This is a genomic window from Rhizobium sp. BK399, assembly GCF_014194695.1.
Classification (GTDB): domain Bacteria; phylum Pseudomonadota; class Alphaproteobacteria; order Rhizobiales; family Rhizobiaceae; genus Rhizobium.
Window position 1 is genome coordinate 1,033,922 of the sequence record NZ_JACIAH010000001.1, and the last position, 15,020, is coordinate 1,048,941.

At 62.1% G+C, this 15,020-nt stretch carries 18 protein-coding genes; 11 read left to right on the top strand and 7 right to left on the bottom strand.

The features are described 5' to 3' along the window. Window positions 1–40: 40 nt before the first annotated feature. Entirely contained in the window at window positions 41–1,294 is a 1,254-nt protein-coding gene (locus FHT97_RS05155; protein ID WP_183860342.1) for an FAD-binding oxidoreductase, read from the bottom strand. Between the two features lie 63 nt (window positions 1,295–1,357). Next, window positions 1,358–2,113, bottom strand: a complete 756-nt coding sequence (locus FHT97_RS05160; RefSeq protein WP_183860344.1) for an ABC transporter substrate-binding protein — start codon at window positions 2,111–2,113, stop codon at window positions 1,358–1,360. A gap of 174 nt (window positions 2,114–2,287) precedes the next feature. On the opposite strand from FHT97_RS05160, the gene FHT97_RS05165 reads away from it, so the two are divergent. Both FHT97_RS05165 and FHT97_RS05170 read left to right on the top strand, forming a co-directional pair. Next, the gene (locus FHT97_RS05165) at window positions 2,288–2,788 is read left to right on the top strand and encodes an Rrf2 family transcriptional regulator (protein WP_183752856.1); all 501 of its coding nucleotides are present in this window, start codon (window positions 2,288–2,290) and stop codon (window positions 2,786–2,788) included. Between the two features lie 29 nt (window positions 2,789–2,817). Further along, window positions 2,818–3,279, top strand: a complete 462-nt coding sequence (locus FHT97_RS05170) for a carboxymuconolactone decarboxylase family protein (protein ID WP_183860346.1) — start codon at window positions 2,818–2,820, stop codon at window positions 3,277–3,279. Here FHT97_RS05170 and FHT97_RS05175 read toward each other — a convergent pair. Continuing rightward, window positions 3,276–3,911 carry a YitT family protein gene (locus FHT97_RS05175; protein ID WP_183860348.1) on the bottom strand — a complete coding sequence of 212 codons (636 nt, stop codon included), beginning with the start codon at window positions 3,909–3,911 and terminating at the stop codon, window positions 3,276–3,278. The two genes, FHT97_RS05170 and FHT97_RS05175, sit on opposite strands and share 4 nt — an antisense overlap. A gap of 210 nt (window positions 3,912–4,121) precedes the next feature. Further along, window positions 4,122–5,054, bottom strand: a complete 933-nt coding sequence (locus FHT97_RS05180; protein ID WP_183860350.1) for a methyltransferase — start codon at window positions 5,052–5,054, stop codon at window positions 4,122–4,124. Window positions 5,055–5,200: 146 nt separating this feature from the next. Here FHT97_RS05180 and FHT97_RS05185 point away from each other — a divergent pair, with 146 nt between their 5' ends. The 3 genes from FHT97_RS05185 to FHT97_RS05195 are packed head-to-tail and all read left to right on the top strand — an operon-like array spanning window position 5,201 to window position 7,344. Further along, entirely contained in the window at window positions 5,201–5,467 is a 267-nt protein-coding gene (locus FHT97_RS05185; RefSeq protein WP_016552643.1) for a DUF6460 domain-containing protein, read from the top strand. A 1-nt stretch (window position 5,468) separates the two neighbouring features. After that, entirely contained in the window at window positions 5,469–5,966 is a 498-nt protein-coding gene (locus tag FHT97_RS05190; RefSeq protein ID WP_183752864.1) for a CAP domain-containing protein, read from the top strand. A gap of 31 nt (window positions 5,967–5,997) precedes the next feature. Next, a complete protein-coding gene (locus tag FHT97_RS05195) occupies window positions 5,998–7,344 on the top strand; it encodes an MATE family efflux transporter (protein ID WP_183860352.1) in 1,347 nt (448 codons plus the stop codon). On the opposite strand, the gene FHT97_RS05200 is transcribed toward FHT97_RS05195, so the two are convergent. After that, a complete protein-coding gene (locus tag FHT97_RS05200; protein ID WP_183860354.1) occupies window positions 7,320–8,408 on the bottom strand; it encodes a quinone-dependent dihydroorotate dehydrogenase in 1,089 nt (362 codons plus the stop codon). The genes FHT97_RS05195 and FHT97_RS05200 overlap by 25 nt on opposite strands. After that, on the bottom strand, window positions 8,405–8,758 hold the full coding sequence (locus tag FHT97_RS05205) for a DUF952 domain-containing protein (protein ID WP_183860356.1): 354 nt from the start codon (window positions 8,756–8,758) through the stop codon (window positions 8,405–8,407). Before FHT97_RS05205 ends, FHT97_RS05200 begins: the two co-directional genes overlap by 4 nt. Before the next feature lie 108 nt (window positions 8,759–8,866). Here FHT97_RS05205 and FHT97_RS05210 point away from each other — a divergent pair, with 108 nt between their 5' ends. The 5 genes from FHT97_RS05210 to FHT97_RS05230 all read left to right on the top strand — a co-directional run bounded on the left by FHT97_RS05210 (window position 8,867) and on the right by FHT97_RS05230 (window position 11,984). Beyond that, window positions 8,867–9,265, top strand: coding sequence for a hypothetical protein (locus FHT97_RS05210; RefSeq protein WP_183860358.1), 399 nt, complete (start codon window positions 8,867–8,869; stop codon window positions 9,263–9,265). Between the two features lie 90 nt (window positions 9,266–9,355). After that, window positions 9,356–10,003: a response regulator transcription factor gene (locus tag FHT97_RS05215; protein ID WP_183752874.1), complete on the top strand. Its 648-nt coding sequence runs from the start codon at window positions 9,356–9,358 to the stop codon at window positions 10,001–10,003. A gap of 102 nt (window positions 10,004–10,105) precedes the next feature. Next, window positions 10,106–10,771, top strand: a complete 666-nt coding sequence (locus tag FHT97_RS05220; RefSeq protein WP_183752876.1) for a helix-turn-helix transcriptional regulator — start codon at window positions 10,106–10,108, stop codon at window positions 10,769–10,771. Between the two features lie 11 nt (window positions 10,772–10,782). Next, window positions 10,783–11,517: a thermonuclease family protein gene (locus tag FHT97_RS05225; RefSeq protein ID WP_183860360.1), complete on the top strand. Its 735-nt coding sequence runs from the start codon at window positions 10,783–10,785 to the stop codon at window positions 11,515–11,517. 53 nt (window positions 11,518–11,570) lie between these two features. Continuing rightward, window positions 11,571–11,984 (top strand): tellurite resistance TerB family protein, encoded by a 414-nt coding sequence (locus FHT97_RS05230; RefSeq protein ID WP_007529830.1) that lies wholly within the window; start codon window positions 11,571–11,573, stop codon window positions 11,982–11,984. Here the strand turns inward: FHT97_RS05230 and FHT97_RS05235 are convergent. Next, complete coding sequence (locus FHT97_RS05235) at window positions 11,981–12,856, bottom strand: transporter substrate-binding domain-containing protein (RefSeq protein ID WP_183860362.1); 876 nt, start codon at window positions 12,854–12,856, stop codon at window positions 11,981–11,983. The genes FHT97_RS05230 and FHT97_RS05235 overlap by 4 nt on opposite strands. A gap of 57 nt (window positions 12,857–12,913) precedes the next feature. Between FHT97_RS05235 and FHT97_RS05240 the strand changes: the two genes are divergently transcribed. Then, a complete protein-coding gene (locus tag FHT97_RS05240; RefSeq protein WP_183860364.1) occupies window positions 12,914–14,833 on the top strand; it encodes a glycosyltransferase family 2 protein in 1,920 nt (639 codons plus the stop codon). The last annotated feature ends 187 nt before the right edge of the window (window positions 14,834–15,020 follow it).

Here is a 15,020-nt window from a genome sequence, read left to right on the forward strand (position 1 = left end):
TAGTGCACCGGCAACCGAAATAGAATGGCGGACCCGCGAACTAGAGGAAGCGATGCGGGTGGAAGGGCTTGGGATCTGCAAAGGTGTCGTTGCCGGCCATCTGCTCGGCCAGCAGCCGGCCGCTGGCCGGGCCGAGCGTCAGGCCGTGATGGGCGTGACCGAAATTGAACCAGAGGCCGCGATGGCGGGGCGCCGGGCCGATCACCGGGCGCATGTCAGGCAGGCACGGCCTCAGCCCGAGCCAGGGCGTCGCCTCCACCGGTTCGCCAAGCGGAAAGAGCTGACGGGCATGGGCCTCATCGCGGCGGAGCTGGATGGTATTTGGCGGCGCATCCGGCGCGGCGAATTCGATGCCTGTCGTCAGGCGGATGCCACGCGCCATCGGCGCCAGCACGTAGCCGGCTTCCTCGTCGACGACGGAATGGCCGAGCGGCTTGCCCTCGCGCTGCGCATAATGCCGGTGGTAGCCGCGCTTGACCGCCAGTGGCAGGGGATAGCCGAGCTTGCGGAAGATCAGGCCGGATTGCGGGCCGAGGGCGACGACGACCTCGCCGGCTTCGACGATCTCGCCTTCATCCGTCGTGATCGACCAGCCGTTCTTCTCCTCGCGCAATGCCGATGCGTCGGCGCGGACCATCTTGCCGCCGGCTGCGGTGAAGAGGTTGGCATAGGCGGTCGTCAGCGCCTGCGGGTCGGTCACGGTCTTCGGGTCGAGCCAGTGCACGCCGCCAGCGATGCTGCGACCACTCGCGGCGAAAGCGGGCTCGAGCGCCAGAAACTCGCTGGCGTCGAGAATGCGGATTGCCAGACCATGGGTAGACAGGCTCTCGGCTTCTGCACGGGCAGCCTCGAAACGGCGCGGGTTCTTGTAGAATGACATCCAGCCGCGCTCGCGGATGAGGTCGGAGGCGCCGGCGCGGCCAATCAGCTTGTCGTGCTCGGTGACACTGGCCTCGATCAGCGGCAGGAGCGCCCGTGTCGCCTTTTCCAGATTGGTCGGCGAGGAATGCCACCAATAGCGCGCCAGCCATTTGGCGATGCGCGGCAGGTAGGCCGGATCGTAACGGACATCCGATGAATTGTTCAGCGCATATTTGGCAATGGCGCCGAGCTGCCGCGGAAAGGCGTAGGGAACGACGGAGGAGCGCTCGATCAGCCCGGCATTGCCGTAGCTGGTGCCGCCGCCCGGCTCGCCGCGATCGGCAAGCACGACGGAGCGGCCGCGATCCTGCAAATGAATGGCCGCACTGACGCCGACAATGCCGGCACCGAGAACGAGGATATCTGTTTTCATCGGATGGACTTGGTCAAAGGGCGCGGAGGCTTTCGGCCTCCGCGCGATTGGATCGGCACGCGATCAGTAGATGTCGAAGGGGAAATACTTCTTGGTGATTTCCTGATACTTCCCGCTGGCGACCAGCGCATCGATCGCCTTGTTGAAGCGCTCTTTCAGGTCGGTCTCGCCCTGGCGGATACCAATGCCGGCCTGCGTTTCCGTGCCGGGAACGTCGCCGAGCAGCTTGCAGCAATCCTTGCCGGCCTTGTTCAACCAATCGACCACCACGAACTTGTCGGAGATCAGTGCGTCCAGGCGGCCGTTCTGCAGGTCGGCGACGGCCTCGTCCTGCGTCGGGTAAAGCTTCGCCTCGGCGCCGCCCTTGGCGTAGACGTCACTAGTGTAGTCCGCCTGCGTGGTCGACGCCTGGGCGCCGACAGTCTTGCCCTTCATGTCGTCGACCGTGACACCCTTCAACGGGCTGTCCTTCGGCACGGCGACCGCGAGCGGCGTCGTGTAGTATTTGTTCGTGAAGTCGATCTGCTTCTTACGCTCGTCGGTGATGCTCATCGAGGCGATGATTGCGTCGTACTTCTTGGCCAGAAGGCCGGGGATGATACCGTCCCAATCCTGCGCGACGATCGTGCACTTGGCCTTCATCTCGGCGCAGAGCGCATTCGCCATGTCGACGTCGAGACCCTTTAGGCTGCCGTCGGATTCGACGTAGTTGAAGGGAGGATAGGCGCCCTCGGTTGCGATGCGGATCTTGTCTTCGGCGGAGGCGAGATGCGTCGCGGCAAGCAAGGCAGCGGCCGCCAGGAAAATCGTCTTTCTCATTGCTGTTCCCTTATCGGAATTGTTTTTGCCCAACGGGGCCGACTTTAGCGAATCCATCCGGCTTCACAACCCCGGACGAACACGACCGATCGCCTATTTCGACTGCTCGAACATGCCGCTTGACATCCAGCATAATCGTGGATATTTTTTATCCACGAATTAAGGAGCGATCCGATGAAACTGGGCGATGGAGTGGAGCAGGCAATCCACAGTGTCTCGATGCTGGCCGGCCTGTCCGACGGCGGTGTGCTGTCGGCTGCTGCGTTGGCGGAATTTCACGGCGTCTCGACGAGCTACCTTCTGAAGCACCTGCAGGCGCTGTCAGGTGCCGGCATTGTGAACACGGTTCCGGGGCCGAAGGGCGGATACAGGTTGGCGAAGCCGACGGAAAAGATCAGCCTCCTCGACATCGTGCTGGCGGTCGAAGGACCGGAGCCGGCGTTCCGATGCAGCGAAATCCGCCAGCGCGGACCGAACCAGCTGCCGGGGCGCTATTTCACCAAACCATGCCAAATCAGCGCGGCGATGCTGAGGGCCGAGCGCGTCTACCGCGCCGAACTCGCCAAGACCAGCATCGCCGACATCCTGGTGCAGCTCGCTGCTGATGACGACGGCGGCATCGCCGCCCGCGGCTGCGCCTTCCTTGAAATGAACGAACGCCGAGCGGCTCGCTGAGCCGCCCAACCCAAAAAGGAGAATGAACCATGCAAGCACGTTTCAACTTCGCCAAGGCCGCACCGGACGCCTACAAGGCGGTCGCCGCACTGGAGCAGTATGTTCAGGAATCGGGCCTCGAGCGCCGCTTCATCCACCTGATCAAGCTTCGCGCATCGCAGATTAACGGCTGCGCCTACTGTGTCGACATGCATGTGAAGGAATCCAGGCACGACGGCCTGAGCGAACAGTGGATCAACCTGATGTGCGTCTGGCGTGAATCGCCGGTCTATGATGCCAAGGAGCGCGCCCTGCTCGGCTGGGTGGATGCGGTCACCCGCATTGCCGAAACCGGCGCTCCGGACGCCGACTTCGAAGCCCTGAAGGGTCACTTCACCGAAGAAGAGATCACCAAGCTCACGGTGGCGATCGGCGCGATCAACATCTGGAACCGTCTCGCCGTCGGCTTCCGCTCGCAGCACCCGATCGACAAGCCGGCACAGGCTGCCTAAAGCGCGATATAGCGATCGGCGCGGTGATTGATGGCCACGAAGAGGTTCAGCACCACCGCGCCGAGAACCGAGTAGAAGACCACCGGCGGCGTGGTGACGAAGAAGGCAGCGGCCAATACGCAGAGGTCGATCGCCATCTGCACGAGGCCGGCACGGATGCCGAAACGCTCCTGCATGTAGATGCCGAGAATGCCAACGCCGCCGAGGCTCGCGCGATGGCGATAGAGCGCAAGAAGACCAAAACCCAGCAGAAGACCACCGAGAAGCGCCGCCCAGGCAGGCTGGATGGCGGAAATGTCCATGACCTTCGGCTGCAGGCTGGTCATGACCGATGTCAGGCCGATGGCAATGAAGGTCTTTATCGTGAAGGCTACGCCAAGCCGCGTCCACGATAGATAAAAGAACGGCAGGTTGAGCAGGAAGAAGGCGAGCCCGAAATTTATCCCGAAGGCATAGTGCAGCAGGAACGCAATACCTGCGGTGCTTCCGGTCAGAAGGCCAGCGCTGGCCAGAACATAAAGCCCGAGCCCCGCAACAAGGCTGCCCGAGAAGATCCCCTGAACGTCTTCGATGGGGGTATGGCGGGTAGCGCTGGTATTCCGGAAACCGAGGGCGTTGAAGAGCTGTGCCATTGTCGTTGATCCCCAAACGGCAGACATGTTCAAATGCGCCCGAGCAAAACCCGAGCGTGACGAAACGTACGTGATGAATGATGCCGGACGCCTCGAATTTCTGCGGGCATCCCTACTGAATTAGTCAGCATTATCAGGCGTTTTCGCGGTGCAATCAAGCAAAATACGTAAGCAATACTGACCTATTATCACTTCGCAAGAATCGTTCCGCTATGCGGCCTTGCGCGTAAGGAACAGAATGCCTGAAATGACGTTTGCGCCATCTTTGCGAATGGCTGTCTTGCTGACGGCGGCGACATCGAGGCCGTGGCGGACGCAGAGCGCGCGGACGTAGGTTTCGGAATGGGCGTAGCGCAGCGACGGTGCAAGATGGAAGCCATCGCCCTCGCCCGCATCCTCAACCGAAAAAGCGAAATCGGCGCCGGCCACAACAAGCGCTGAAACAGCCGCGAACACGCTTTCGAGATTGCCGAGATACATCAGCACGTCGGCTGCGGTGACGAGGTCGGCACGGTGCGTCGTTCCCTCGGCAAATAGGCCTGATGCCTCCGGCGCCAGCGACAGGTCGGCCTGGGCCAGGTGATCGTAGACATGCTTCTCGGCGGCCTTGGAAAGCATATTCTGCGACAGGTCGAAGCCCTCGAGCCGCGCGACGCTGTCGCGGATTTCCGGTCCAAGCAGGCCGGTGCCGCAACCGAGGTCCACGGCGAGCGCATAGTTCCTGCCCGTGGTGGCAACGAGCGCAGCAAGCTTGGCGGGGACGCTGTAATCCAGCTTTTCCACCAGCGAGGTCTCGAAGCGATCGGCGTAGTCGTCAAACAGTCGCTCGACATAGCTGCTCGGCGGCTGGTCCGGCGTCTCGACATCGCCGAGCAAAGCGAGCTTGAGCCCGGCGCCGAAAATATCCTCGGGAGTGACTTCCAAAGTCTGCCGGTAGGCCTCGATTGCGCCTGCCCTGTCACCCGCCTTCTCGCGGTAGGCGGCGAGCCTATACCAGCCGGCCGCCCAGCGAGGAGCAAGCTCTAGCGCCTGCTCCATCAACTCAGCAGCCGCATCCGGCTCGCCGCTTTCGTCGAGCATCTTGGCATAGTCTGCGCGGCGGTCGGCGATCACGTCGCCTGAGGTGAGCTGGTTGGGCTGCATGGTACGGACCTGTTGGGATCGGCTCGCATTTGGCTGCGGCCACAAAAAAACTCAAGTCCTATTTCAGAGGCGGAGGCGCCAGACCTGAAAAAGGCTTGCGAGCGGCGATTCGCGGCCGTATTTCAGGGATAAACAGGAGATGGCGCATGTCCGATCAGGTGAACAAGTTTCTCGGCGATTCCCTCGGCCGCACGTTGGTCAAGCTTTTGGTCGTATCGTTGATCGTCGGTTTCATCATGGCCGTGTTCGGGTGGGCGCCGCTGGATTTCGTCTACGGCCTCCGCAATTTCGTTCTGGAAGTCTGGCACCGCGGCTTTGCCGCTTTGGGACGCGTCGGCGACTATCTGTTGCTTGGTGCGACCGTCGTCATCCCCATCTTCGTCATCATCCGTCTCTTCAGCTATCGGCGATAACATGACCTCTCTGATCCTCTCGCGGCGCGGCCTGCTGCACATGTCCGGTCTCGTGCTGGTTGCGGGTGTTGCAAGCTGCACGACCGCGCCAAAGTTTTCGGGCACCCCTTCGGACGGCGAAGACGAGACGGCGGACGCCCTGCCGCTTGTCAATCAGTTGCGCGCCAAGAACGGGCTGCCGCCGCTGTCGGCGGATCCGGCAGCGAAGGATGCGGCGATGTTCCAGGCGAAGCGCATGGCGTCCGCCGGCAAGATGAAGCACGTGATGGGCATCGGTGACGGTTTCGCGCCACGCGTCAAGGCAAGCGGTGTACAGATGCCGGCTGCGGAAAACATAGCGGCCGGTCAGCAGTCGGTTCCGGCCGTCGTGACCGCCTGGATCAATTCTCCACACCATCTAGAAAACATGCTCGGCCGTTACAGCGGTCTCGGTGTTGCCGTGGCCCACAATTCCGCTTCCAAAAATGTCCCTTACTGGGCAATGGTGCTTTCCGGCTGAGGCGATTCTGCCTCTCTCCCCAGAGGCAGACATGGATACTCACGGTCACGAGAATAGGCTAGCCTTCGACGTGACGCACCGACTGGTGCTGTCGATCGCGATTCCGATGACGCTCGGCTTTATCACTACGCCGCTGCTCGGCCTTGTCGGCACCGGCGTCGTCGGGCACATGGGCCAGCCGGATGCTTTGGCAGGCCTTGCGATCGGCGCCATGCTGTTCGATCTGATCCTCGGCAGCTTCAATTTCCTGCGCGCCTCCACCACCGGACTGACGGCGCAGGCCTTTGGGCGGCACGACCGACATGCAGAGCAGGGTGTTTTCTGGCGAGCGCTGATCTCTGCGCTTGGTTGCGGCATAGCACTTCTCTGTCTCTCGCCGCTGCTACTAACGGCCGGGCTGAAGCTGATGGGACCGGAAAGCGCTGTTGCCGCTGCCACGAGCACCTATTTCTCCATCCGCATTCTTGCCGGCCCGGCGGCGCTTGCCAATTACGCGATCCTCGGCTTCGTCCTCGGTCGCGGCCAGGGCAGCATCGGCCTGTTGCTGCAGACGATCATCAACGGCATCAACATCGTGCTGGCGATTTTCCTTGGCCTCTGGCTCGACTGGGGCGTCGCGGGCGTGGCGTGGGGTACGATGGTCGGCGAGACGGTCGGCGCTGTCGTCGGCCTGCTGATTGTCCTCCGCGGCTTCGCTCGCGCACATCGGCCAACCCGCACGGAGGTTTTCTCTCGGCATCGCCTGGCCGAGCTCTTCGCGCTGAACCGCGACATCCTGATCCGCACGTTCGTGCTGCTCGCCGCCTTCACTGTCATGACAAGGATCGGAACAAGCTTCGGGGCGGTGACGCTGGCCGCTAACGCCGTGCTGATGAACTTCTTCCTGCTGTCGGGATATTATCTCGACGGACTGGCCAATGCGGCGGAACAGATCACCGGACGGGCAATCGGGGCACGATACCGGCCGGCGTTCGACCGCGGCCTGAAGCTAACGGCGCTCTGGTCGTTTGGGCTCGCCGGCATCATTTCCGTGTTCTTCCTGCTGGCCGGTCCGTGGCTGATTTCGCTGCTGACCATTTCGCCCGAAGTACAGCAGGCAGCCGAAACCTACCTGCCCTGGGCCGCCGTTACCGGGCTTACCGGCGCGTTGGCCTTCCTGATGGACGGCGTGTTCATCGGCGCCACATGGTCGACCGACATGCGCAATCGAATGCTGATGTCGTTTGCCGGCTATCTCTTAGCGCTGGCCGCTTTCGTGCCGCCGTTCGGCAACCATGGCCTATGGCTGGCGATGAACGGCTTCCTGCTGTTCCGCGGCGTCTTCCTGGCAATGCTCGTGCGGCCGCGGGCGGATCAGACGTTCCGTGCCGCCCAGTAATCCGTCTTCGTGTCCCTGAGGTCGCGGACGGATTTGACCTGCTCCCGATCGAGCAGCTTTGAGAGGCCGCGAACGACCGTGCCCGGCAGGCCTGGCCCTTCATAGACCATGCAGGAATAGAGCTGCACGAGATCGGCGCCGGCCTTGATCTTCTCGAGCGCCGTTTCCGCAGACGAAACGCCGCCGACACCGATGATCGGCAGAGCCGGACCGACGCGCTTGCGCATCTTGGCGAGGACGGCGGTCGACTTGTCAAAGAGCGGCTTGCCGGAAAGCCCGCCCGCCTCCTTCGCCTGATGCTGGTCCCTGAGGCCTTCGCGGGAGAGCGTCGTGTTCGAGACGATCAGGCCGTCCAGGGCATTCGACAGCGCTTCGGCGGCGATATCGTCCAGTCCCTCTTCCGTGAGATCGGGTGCGATCTTCAGAAAGACCGGGATTTTTCTGCCTGCCTTTTCCGCTTCGGCGTCGCGGGCGGTGAGCACGGCCGACAACAAGGCTGCAAGGCTTTCGCGCGCCTGCAGATCACGCAGGCCCGGCGTGTTCGGTGATGAGATGTTGGCGGTGAAATAACGGGCAACGGAATAGAACCGGCGGATGCCGAGGACATAGTCGCCGATGCGGTCTTCGCTGTCCTTGTTGGCGCCGATGTTGACGCCGATCATGCCGTTGCCACGAATGGTCGCGAGACGCGCAAAGGCGGTATCGTGGCCTTCATTGTTGAAGCCGAGGCGGTTGATGACGCCCTCATCCTCGACCAGACGGAAGATACGCGGGCGCGAATTGCCAGGCTGGGCCTTCGGCGTCACGGTGCCGATCTCGGTAAAGCCGAAGCCGATCTTCAGCAACGCTTCGGGTACCTCAGCGTTCTTGTCGTAGCCGGCAGCCATGCCGATCGGGTTGATGAAATCGAGCCCCGCAACGGTCTGCCGCAGGCGCGGATCCGGCGCAATCCGGCAGGCCGGTACGGCCCCCGCCTTCAGCGCGGCGATCGACATGCCGTGCGCCGTTTCCGGGTCGAAGAGGAAGAGACCCTTGCGGGCGGCATGCTTGAAGAGATCGATCATGGTTGAAGGTCCGGAAAGATGTGCTGGCCGGCGACATCGAGCGGCAGCGCCGCCTCCCACAAAACGGCCGACAATGGCAGTTCCGCATAGAGATGCGGGAAGAGGGCACCGCCGCGCGAGGCTTCGAAAACGAGCTCGTCGCCGAACTTGCTGCTATCGACGGCAACGAGCAGAAGTCCCGTCTGGCCGGCGAAATAGAGTGCTGCCGTCTGCTTGACCTGCGTGGCGGTCGAGAAGTGGATGTAGCCATCCGAAAGGTCGATCGGAGCGCCGCGAAAAACGCCGGCCTCCTTCGCTTCCTGCCAGAGCGTTTCCGTCACGATCTTGTAAAGCGTGGGTGTCAGGGTCATGATGGCCTCGGTATCGCTGGTCTTTCCCGGGCTTTGCCGCAAAGCGGCGGCGTTGTCCACGCCTTGCCGCGAAAAATGCGGTGGCCACCGAGATTTCCGGAGGAAACCATGAGAAATATCGCAATCGGCCTTTTTGCGCTTCTCCTGCCGCTCGGCGTCCAGGCAGCGGAAACGGAAGCGTCGCGCTTCGAGCTGGAGCGGAGCGGCGACCACTTCGTGCGTCTCGACAGGCAGACCGGCGCCATGTCGCTCTGCGAGGAAAAGGACGGCACGCTCGTCTGCCGTATGGCCGCCGATGAGCGGGCGGCTTACGAGCAGGAGCTCGACCGGCTTTCGGCTCGCGTCACGGCACTGGAGAACAAAAGTATCGTCAACAAGGCCTTGCCCTCCGACGAGGAAATCAACCGCTCGATCGGCATCATGGAACGCTGGATGCGCAGCTTCATGGGGATAGTCAAGGAATTCCAAGGCGAAGAGGACCGCAATACCCTTCCTCAAAAGACATGATTTGCTATAGTCGCATCGGAATGACGGCATGTATCGCGTGAGGAGCACGAGACATGACGCGGCAGTCGAGCTCTTGGGAGGGAGTTATCGATGCAGGAACAGACAATCATCATTGCCGACGACCATCCGCTTTTCCGGGATGCGCTTCGCCAGGCGGTGATCGGCATGGAAAGCCATCCCGATATCGTTGAGGCCGGCGATTTTGCTGCAGCACGGATGGCGGCCGGGAAGCATCCCGAGGCGGATCTGATGCTGCTCGATCTTTCGATGCCGGGTGTCAGCGGCTTTTCCGGGCTGATGGCGCTTCGCTCCGAATTCGCCGGGCTGCCAATCGTCATTGTCTCGGCCACCGATGACGCCACCACGATCCGACGCGCACTGGAACTCGGCGCATCCGGCTTCATTTCCAAGTCCTCGGGGATCGACGACATTCGCCGCGGCATCCAGACGGTTCTCGCCGGCGATATCGCCACACCTGAAAGCTATCGGGACGGCCAGGAGCAGGACCCCGATGTCGCCGATCTGATCCATCGGCTGCACACGCTGACACCGCAGCAGAGCCGTGTGCTGACGATGTTGGCGGAAGGGCTCCTCAACAAGCAGATCGCCTACGAGCTCGGCGTGTCCGAGGCGACGATCAAGGCGCATGTCTCGGCCATTCTGCTCAAGCTCAATGTCGATAGCCGCACGCAGGCGGTCATCCAACTCGGCAAGATCAACATGGCCATGGTGGCCTGATCTGTCGACAGGATTTTATTCCTTTCCTCTCTTTACTCCCGATAGGCTTGCGGGTAATATTTCGCCGTGAAGGATCGCGCACGCGCGCAGGAATCAGGCGACATGCTGTCACACGAGCAGATCTGGGGGGCGATCGACAGGCTTGCCGAACGGCATGACCTGACGCCATCCGGTCTTGCCCGACGGGCGGGGCTCGACCCGACCTCCTTCAACAAATCCAAGCGGCTCTCTGCCGATGGGCGGTTGCGCTGGCCGTCGACGGAATCGATCGCCAAGGTGCTGGATGCAACGGGCGCCAGCATGGAGCAGTTCCTGACCTTCATGCGCCCCGCGGGAAGTTTTTCCAGCCTTCCTGACGGCGCCTTCCCGCCGCAGGGCAGCTCTATCCCACTTCTCGGCTTTGCGCAGGCCGGCGCCGGCGGTTTCTTCGATGATGGCGGCTTTCCGGCCGGACAAGGCTGGGACGTGGTGGAGTTTCCCGCGGCGCCGTCGCAGAAGGCGGGCGTCTATGCGCTCGAGGTCCAGGGCGAGAGCATGATGCCGCTCTACCGCGACGGCGACGTTTTGATCGTCGAGCCAGGTGCGCAAGTTCGCCGCAACGACCGTGTCGTCGTCAAGACGCGCGAAGGCGAAGTGATGGCGAAGGTGCTGTTGCGCCAGAGCCCCCGGTCGATCGAATTGATGTCGCTGAATCCCGAACATCCGAACCGGACGATCGAGCTTTCCGACGTCGATTGGATCGCCCGGATCATCTGGGCCAGCCAGTAGGAAGATATTCCATGCGTCCTGCGGCAATTCTGACGGCTGTTGCAGGGATCGGAATTGTCGCGGGCCTGATCACGGCCGGCGGACAACGGCTTGGTGCGGCTATTGATCCGGTGGAAACTGCAGCCCCTGTAGAAATCGATGCGCCTCCTCCCGCCCTGATCCCATCGACGACAAATCCCGAGGCCAGCATGCACGCGCGGCGCGTCGACGAGGCCAGCCAGTTCTACCCCGCGGCCATCGACGGCAAGCCGCTCGAGCGCATCGCGGCGGTGGAGCCGCAGCCGCCGGCAAAGCCTGCCGACGATACTGGCGTCAACCTCGTTCGCCCGATTGCCGAAAGCGCTGGCGTCCTCGCGTTTGGCGACCGCCGCCTGCAGCTTGCAGGTATCAACCCGACGCCGGCGGACAAAACATGTACTGACGGCAAGGGCCGGGTATGGCCATGCGGGATGCTGGCGAAGACCAATGTGCGGCTGCTTCTACGCCTCAGGACCGTGCGCTGCGATCTCGACAGCACCGAGTGGACAGGCATGGTGACGGCAGCCTGCAGGATCGGCACGCAGGACATTTCGCAGTGGCTTGTTGCGAACGGCTGGGCAGAGGCGGAAAAAGGATCAGCACTCACCGAAGCCGGCGAGACGGCAAGGCAGGCGGGCAAAGGCATTTATGGCGACGACCCTCGTAGCGCCGCTGAAACCGGCACCCTTGAGAATCCACCCTCCGATCTCCCGTCCGACGGCTTGTAATGTCGCCGGCCAATTCCTAGACTCTGGGCTCGCTCCAGAGGAATCATCGAGATATGAACAAGCCGCTTTCTGCGCATGACGCACTGATCTACGTGATGGTGATGGCATCCGCCGTCGACAGCACGATGAACGATCGCGAGATGGAGCGCATCGGCCAACTCATCGGCTTCCTGCCGGTCTTTCGTGATTTCGACGACGAGAAGCTGATTTCCGTGGCGCGCGACTGCGCTGCGCTGCTCGCTGGCCCCGAGGGCCTCGACATCGTGCTCGAAACCGTCAAGGACACGCTGCCTTCGCGCCTCTATGACACGGCCTACGCGCTGGCGGTGGAAGTCGCCTCCGCCGACCTTTCGGTCAAGGCCGAAGAGTTACGCCTGCTCAGCCTGCTGCGCGACCGCCTCGGTCTCGACAAGCTCACCTGCGCCGCCATTGAGCGCAGCGCGATCGCCCGCTTCCGCAAAGGCTAATACAGGCCGTAAGGGAAATAGCGAAGGTAGATTTCCTGCAGTCGGCCGCTGCGCGACAAGGCTGCTAGCGCGTGGTCGAGCGCAGCCGTCAGAACATCGTCCTTCTGGCGCAGCATGATCGTCATTCCCTCGCCAAGAAACTGCTCAGACAAATAGGGGCCGTCGAAGAGCGCGCAGCACTTCGACGAGGCCTGCGACGACACCCAGAACGAAAGCTGGAGCGAATCTGCGAAGGCGGCCTCGACCTTACCATCCCTCAGCGCCGCCAGAAGCGCGTCCTTGTTGTCGAATGGTACGGCTTTCACCTTCGGGAAATAGGCGGCCAGCATCGCTTCGTGTGCTGTCGCCTTGACAACGCCGACCGGATGCTCGGCCAGAGCGCTCGCATCCTTGCCCTTGATCGGCGCCTTCAGATTGAGAACGAAGCGGGCGGGCAACATCAGGTAAGGGCGCGAAAAGGCGAACTGCCGCCGCAGTTCTTCGCTGACTGCAATGCCCGCAATCACGGCGTCACCCTGCGAGGCGGCGAGCGCGGCATTCAGGTCAGCGAACGGCAGCGCCTGGATCTGGCATCTGTTTGCAATCTCCAGTTCGTTACAGATCTCGCGAACGAGATCGACATTGAAGCCGGCAAGTTTGCCGTTCTGATCCGTAAAGTTGAAGGGCGGAAAATCGATGGTCGTCAGGAAACGCAGGCGCACGAGCGACGAAAGATCCGGCTTTGCAAGCCGTTCCCTGGAATCGAACAGCAGGGGCAAACTCGGCGTCGCCTGCTGCGCGAACGCCAGAAACGGGCAAAAAAACACAACCAGAGACAGCCAAAAGCTGCGTAGCCCCTTAAGATTCAGGGATGCTAGTTTAAATTGCACCATTATGATCCGCCCTGGGGAAAGCATGCACTGCCATTCTGAAAACGGTGTATCAGAGTCATGCGTGTCGGGGAATATGCGCCGGGCGGCATCGAGGCCCATACGCGCTTGTATGATCATTCAATACGCCACGACGCGCCACCACCGGCGCGCGTAGCGACTGACTCCTATGAGCAGGAAGCCGAGGTTCTGCTGCAACTCGGCATCGGCAAGCCGACAATCGCCCGTGCAATGCAACTCGCCCGCCGCAACGGCACCAGCATCGAACAGGAACTGCTTGCCGGCGGGGCGGTCGACGCCGACAGCTACTACGCCGCGCTCGCACGCGGGCTTCGGCTTCCATTTCTTCCGACAATCGACAGTTCCCTCGTCAACGACGACAAGGCACTCGACAGCCAACTCGCGCAGGCCCGCTGCGTCCGCCTCACCTATATCAACAAAGGCATGCTCGCGATTGTGCCGGAGGCTCGAAACCTCGCGGCACTCTCGCAGCTATTCGAGAAGAAGCCGGGACTGGCCGACAGCATCGTCATCACGACGCCGGCCGCATTGCGAGCCGCGGTATGGCGAACCGGCAGCGTCAGGCGGCTGCGAGAAAGTGTAACCACACTCTTCGAGGACAAGGCTCGCTTCAGCGCCCGGATTGTCTTGTCGGGCAAGCAGGGATTTCTCGCCGGGACAGGCGTCTGCGCATTTGCCTTCGCCCTTGCAACAGGCACACTCAGTCTGACCATCCTGCACGCGGCGATCTCTCTGCTTTACCTGGCCGCAATCCTTGTCCGAGCGGTCGCCCTAGTGGACCGCAAGAGCGGGGTTCCGAGCCTGCCCGCATCGGAACGTCTTCCCGTCTACACCGTCCTCATCGCCCTCTATAGGGAAGCGGACGTGGTAGCCCAACTCGTCAGGGCGCTTCGCCGGCTGAACTGGCCGATGTCAAGGCTCGATATCAAGCTGGTGTGCGAGGCGGACGATCATGCGACGATTGAGGCATTGAGGTCCGAACGCCTTGAACCGCAATTCGAGATCGTCGAGGTGCCACCCGCCCATCCGCGTACGAAACCCAAGGCGCTGAACTACGCTCTGGCCGGCGCGCGGGGCGAATTCGTGGTGATCTACGATGCCGAGGACCGCCCCCACCCCGACCAATTGCGTGCCGCCTATGCGCAGTTTGCCGCGAGCCCGCCTGATGTCGTCTGCCTTCAGGCACCGCTCGTCATTTCCAACGGATCAGCATCGTGGATCAGTGCGGCGTTCGCGCTGGAATATGCTGCCCTGTTTCGTATGCTGCTGCCAATGCTGGCACGACGGCGCATGCCGGTACCGCTTGGCGGAACTTCCAATCATATGCGCGTCGCCGACCTTAGGGCGTGCGGCGGCTGGGATCCCCACAACGTCACTGAAGACGCCGATCTTGGCATGCGGCTCTATAGGCTGGGCTACAGATGCGGCGTCATCGACTGCCCGACCTACGAGGATGCCCCGGCCACGTTCAGGGTCTGGCTCAACCAGCGGACTCGCTGGTTCAAAGGCTGGCTACAGACCTGGCTGGTGATGATGCGCGAGCCGGCACGCCTCCTGCGCGAGATGGGCATGGGCGGCTTCCTGATGTTCCAGTTGCTGATCGGCGGCATGCTGCTTTCCTCGCTAACCCATCCCTGGCTGATCATGCTCTTGGTCACCACCGCCGGGTACCTTGCGCTCGGTTTTCCGCCCACCGGCAGCAGCGAGGGTGCGCTCTTCCTGCTCGATCTTGCCAACATGGCGGCAAGTTATGGCCTGTTTCTGCTACTCGGCAGAGCCGTGATGCTGCGCGAGGAAAGGCGCAGCGTCGGCTGGCGCTGGCTCTATGTTCCGCTCTATTGGATGATGATATCGGTCGCGTCATGGCGTGCGCTTTTCGAGCTGCCAAGGAAACCCTTCTTCTGGGACAAGACGCCCCATATCCCCGTCAGCAGCAGTGAGAAGTTGCGCCGCTTCTAGCGCTATTCAGCCCTAGGCAGCAGGCCTCAAATTTTTCCTGGGATTGGCGCCAAGCGTTAGGGCCGCATTAAACAATGTCCCATTCTATTCGCCGGGACGACGCCGGCTTGCGGGCCGAAATGCATGATGCGCATGTCGAGCCTTCAAGGCATACCACCGTGCCGTATCCCGCGACATGCCCTGCCTC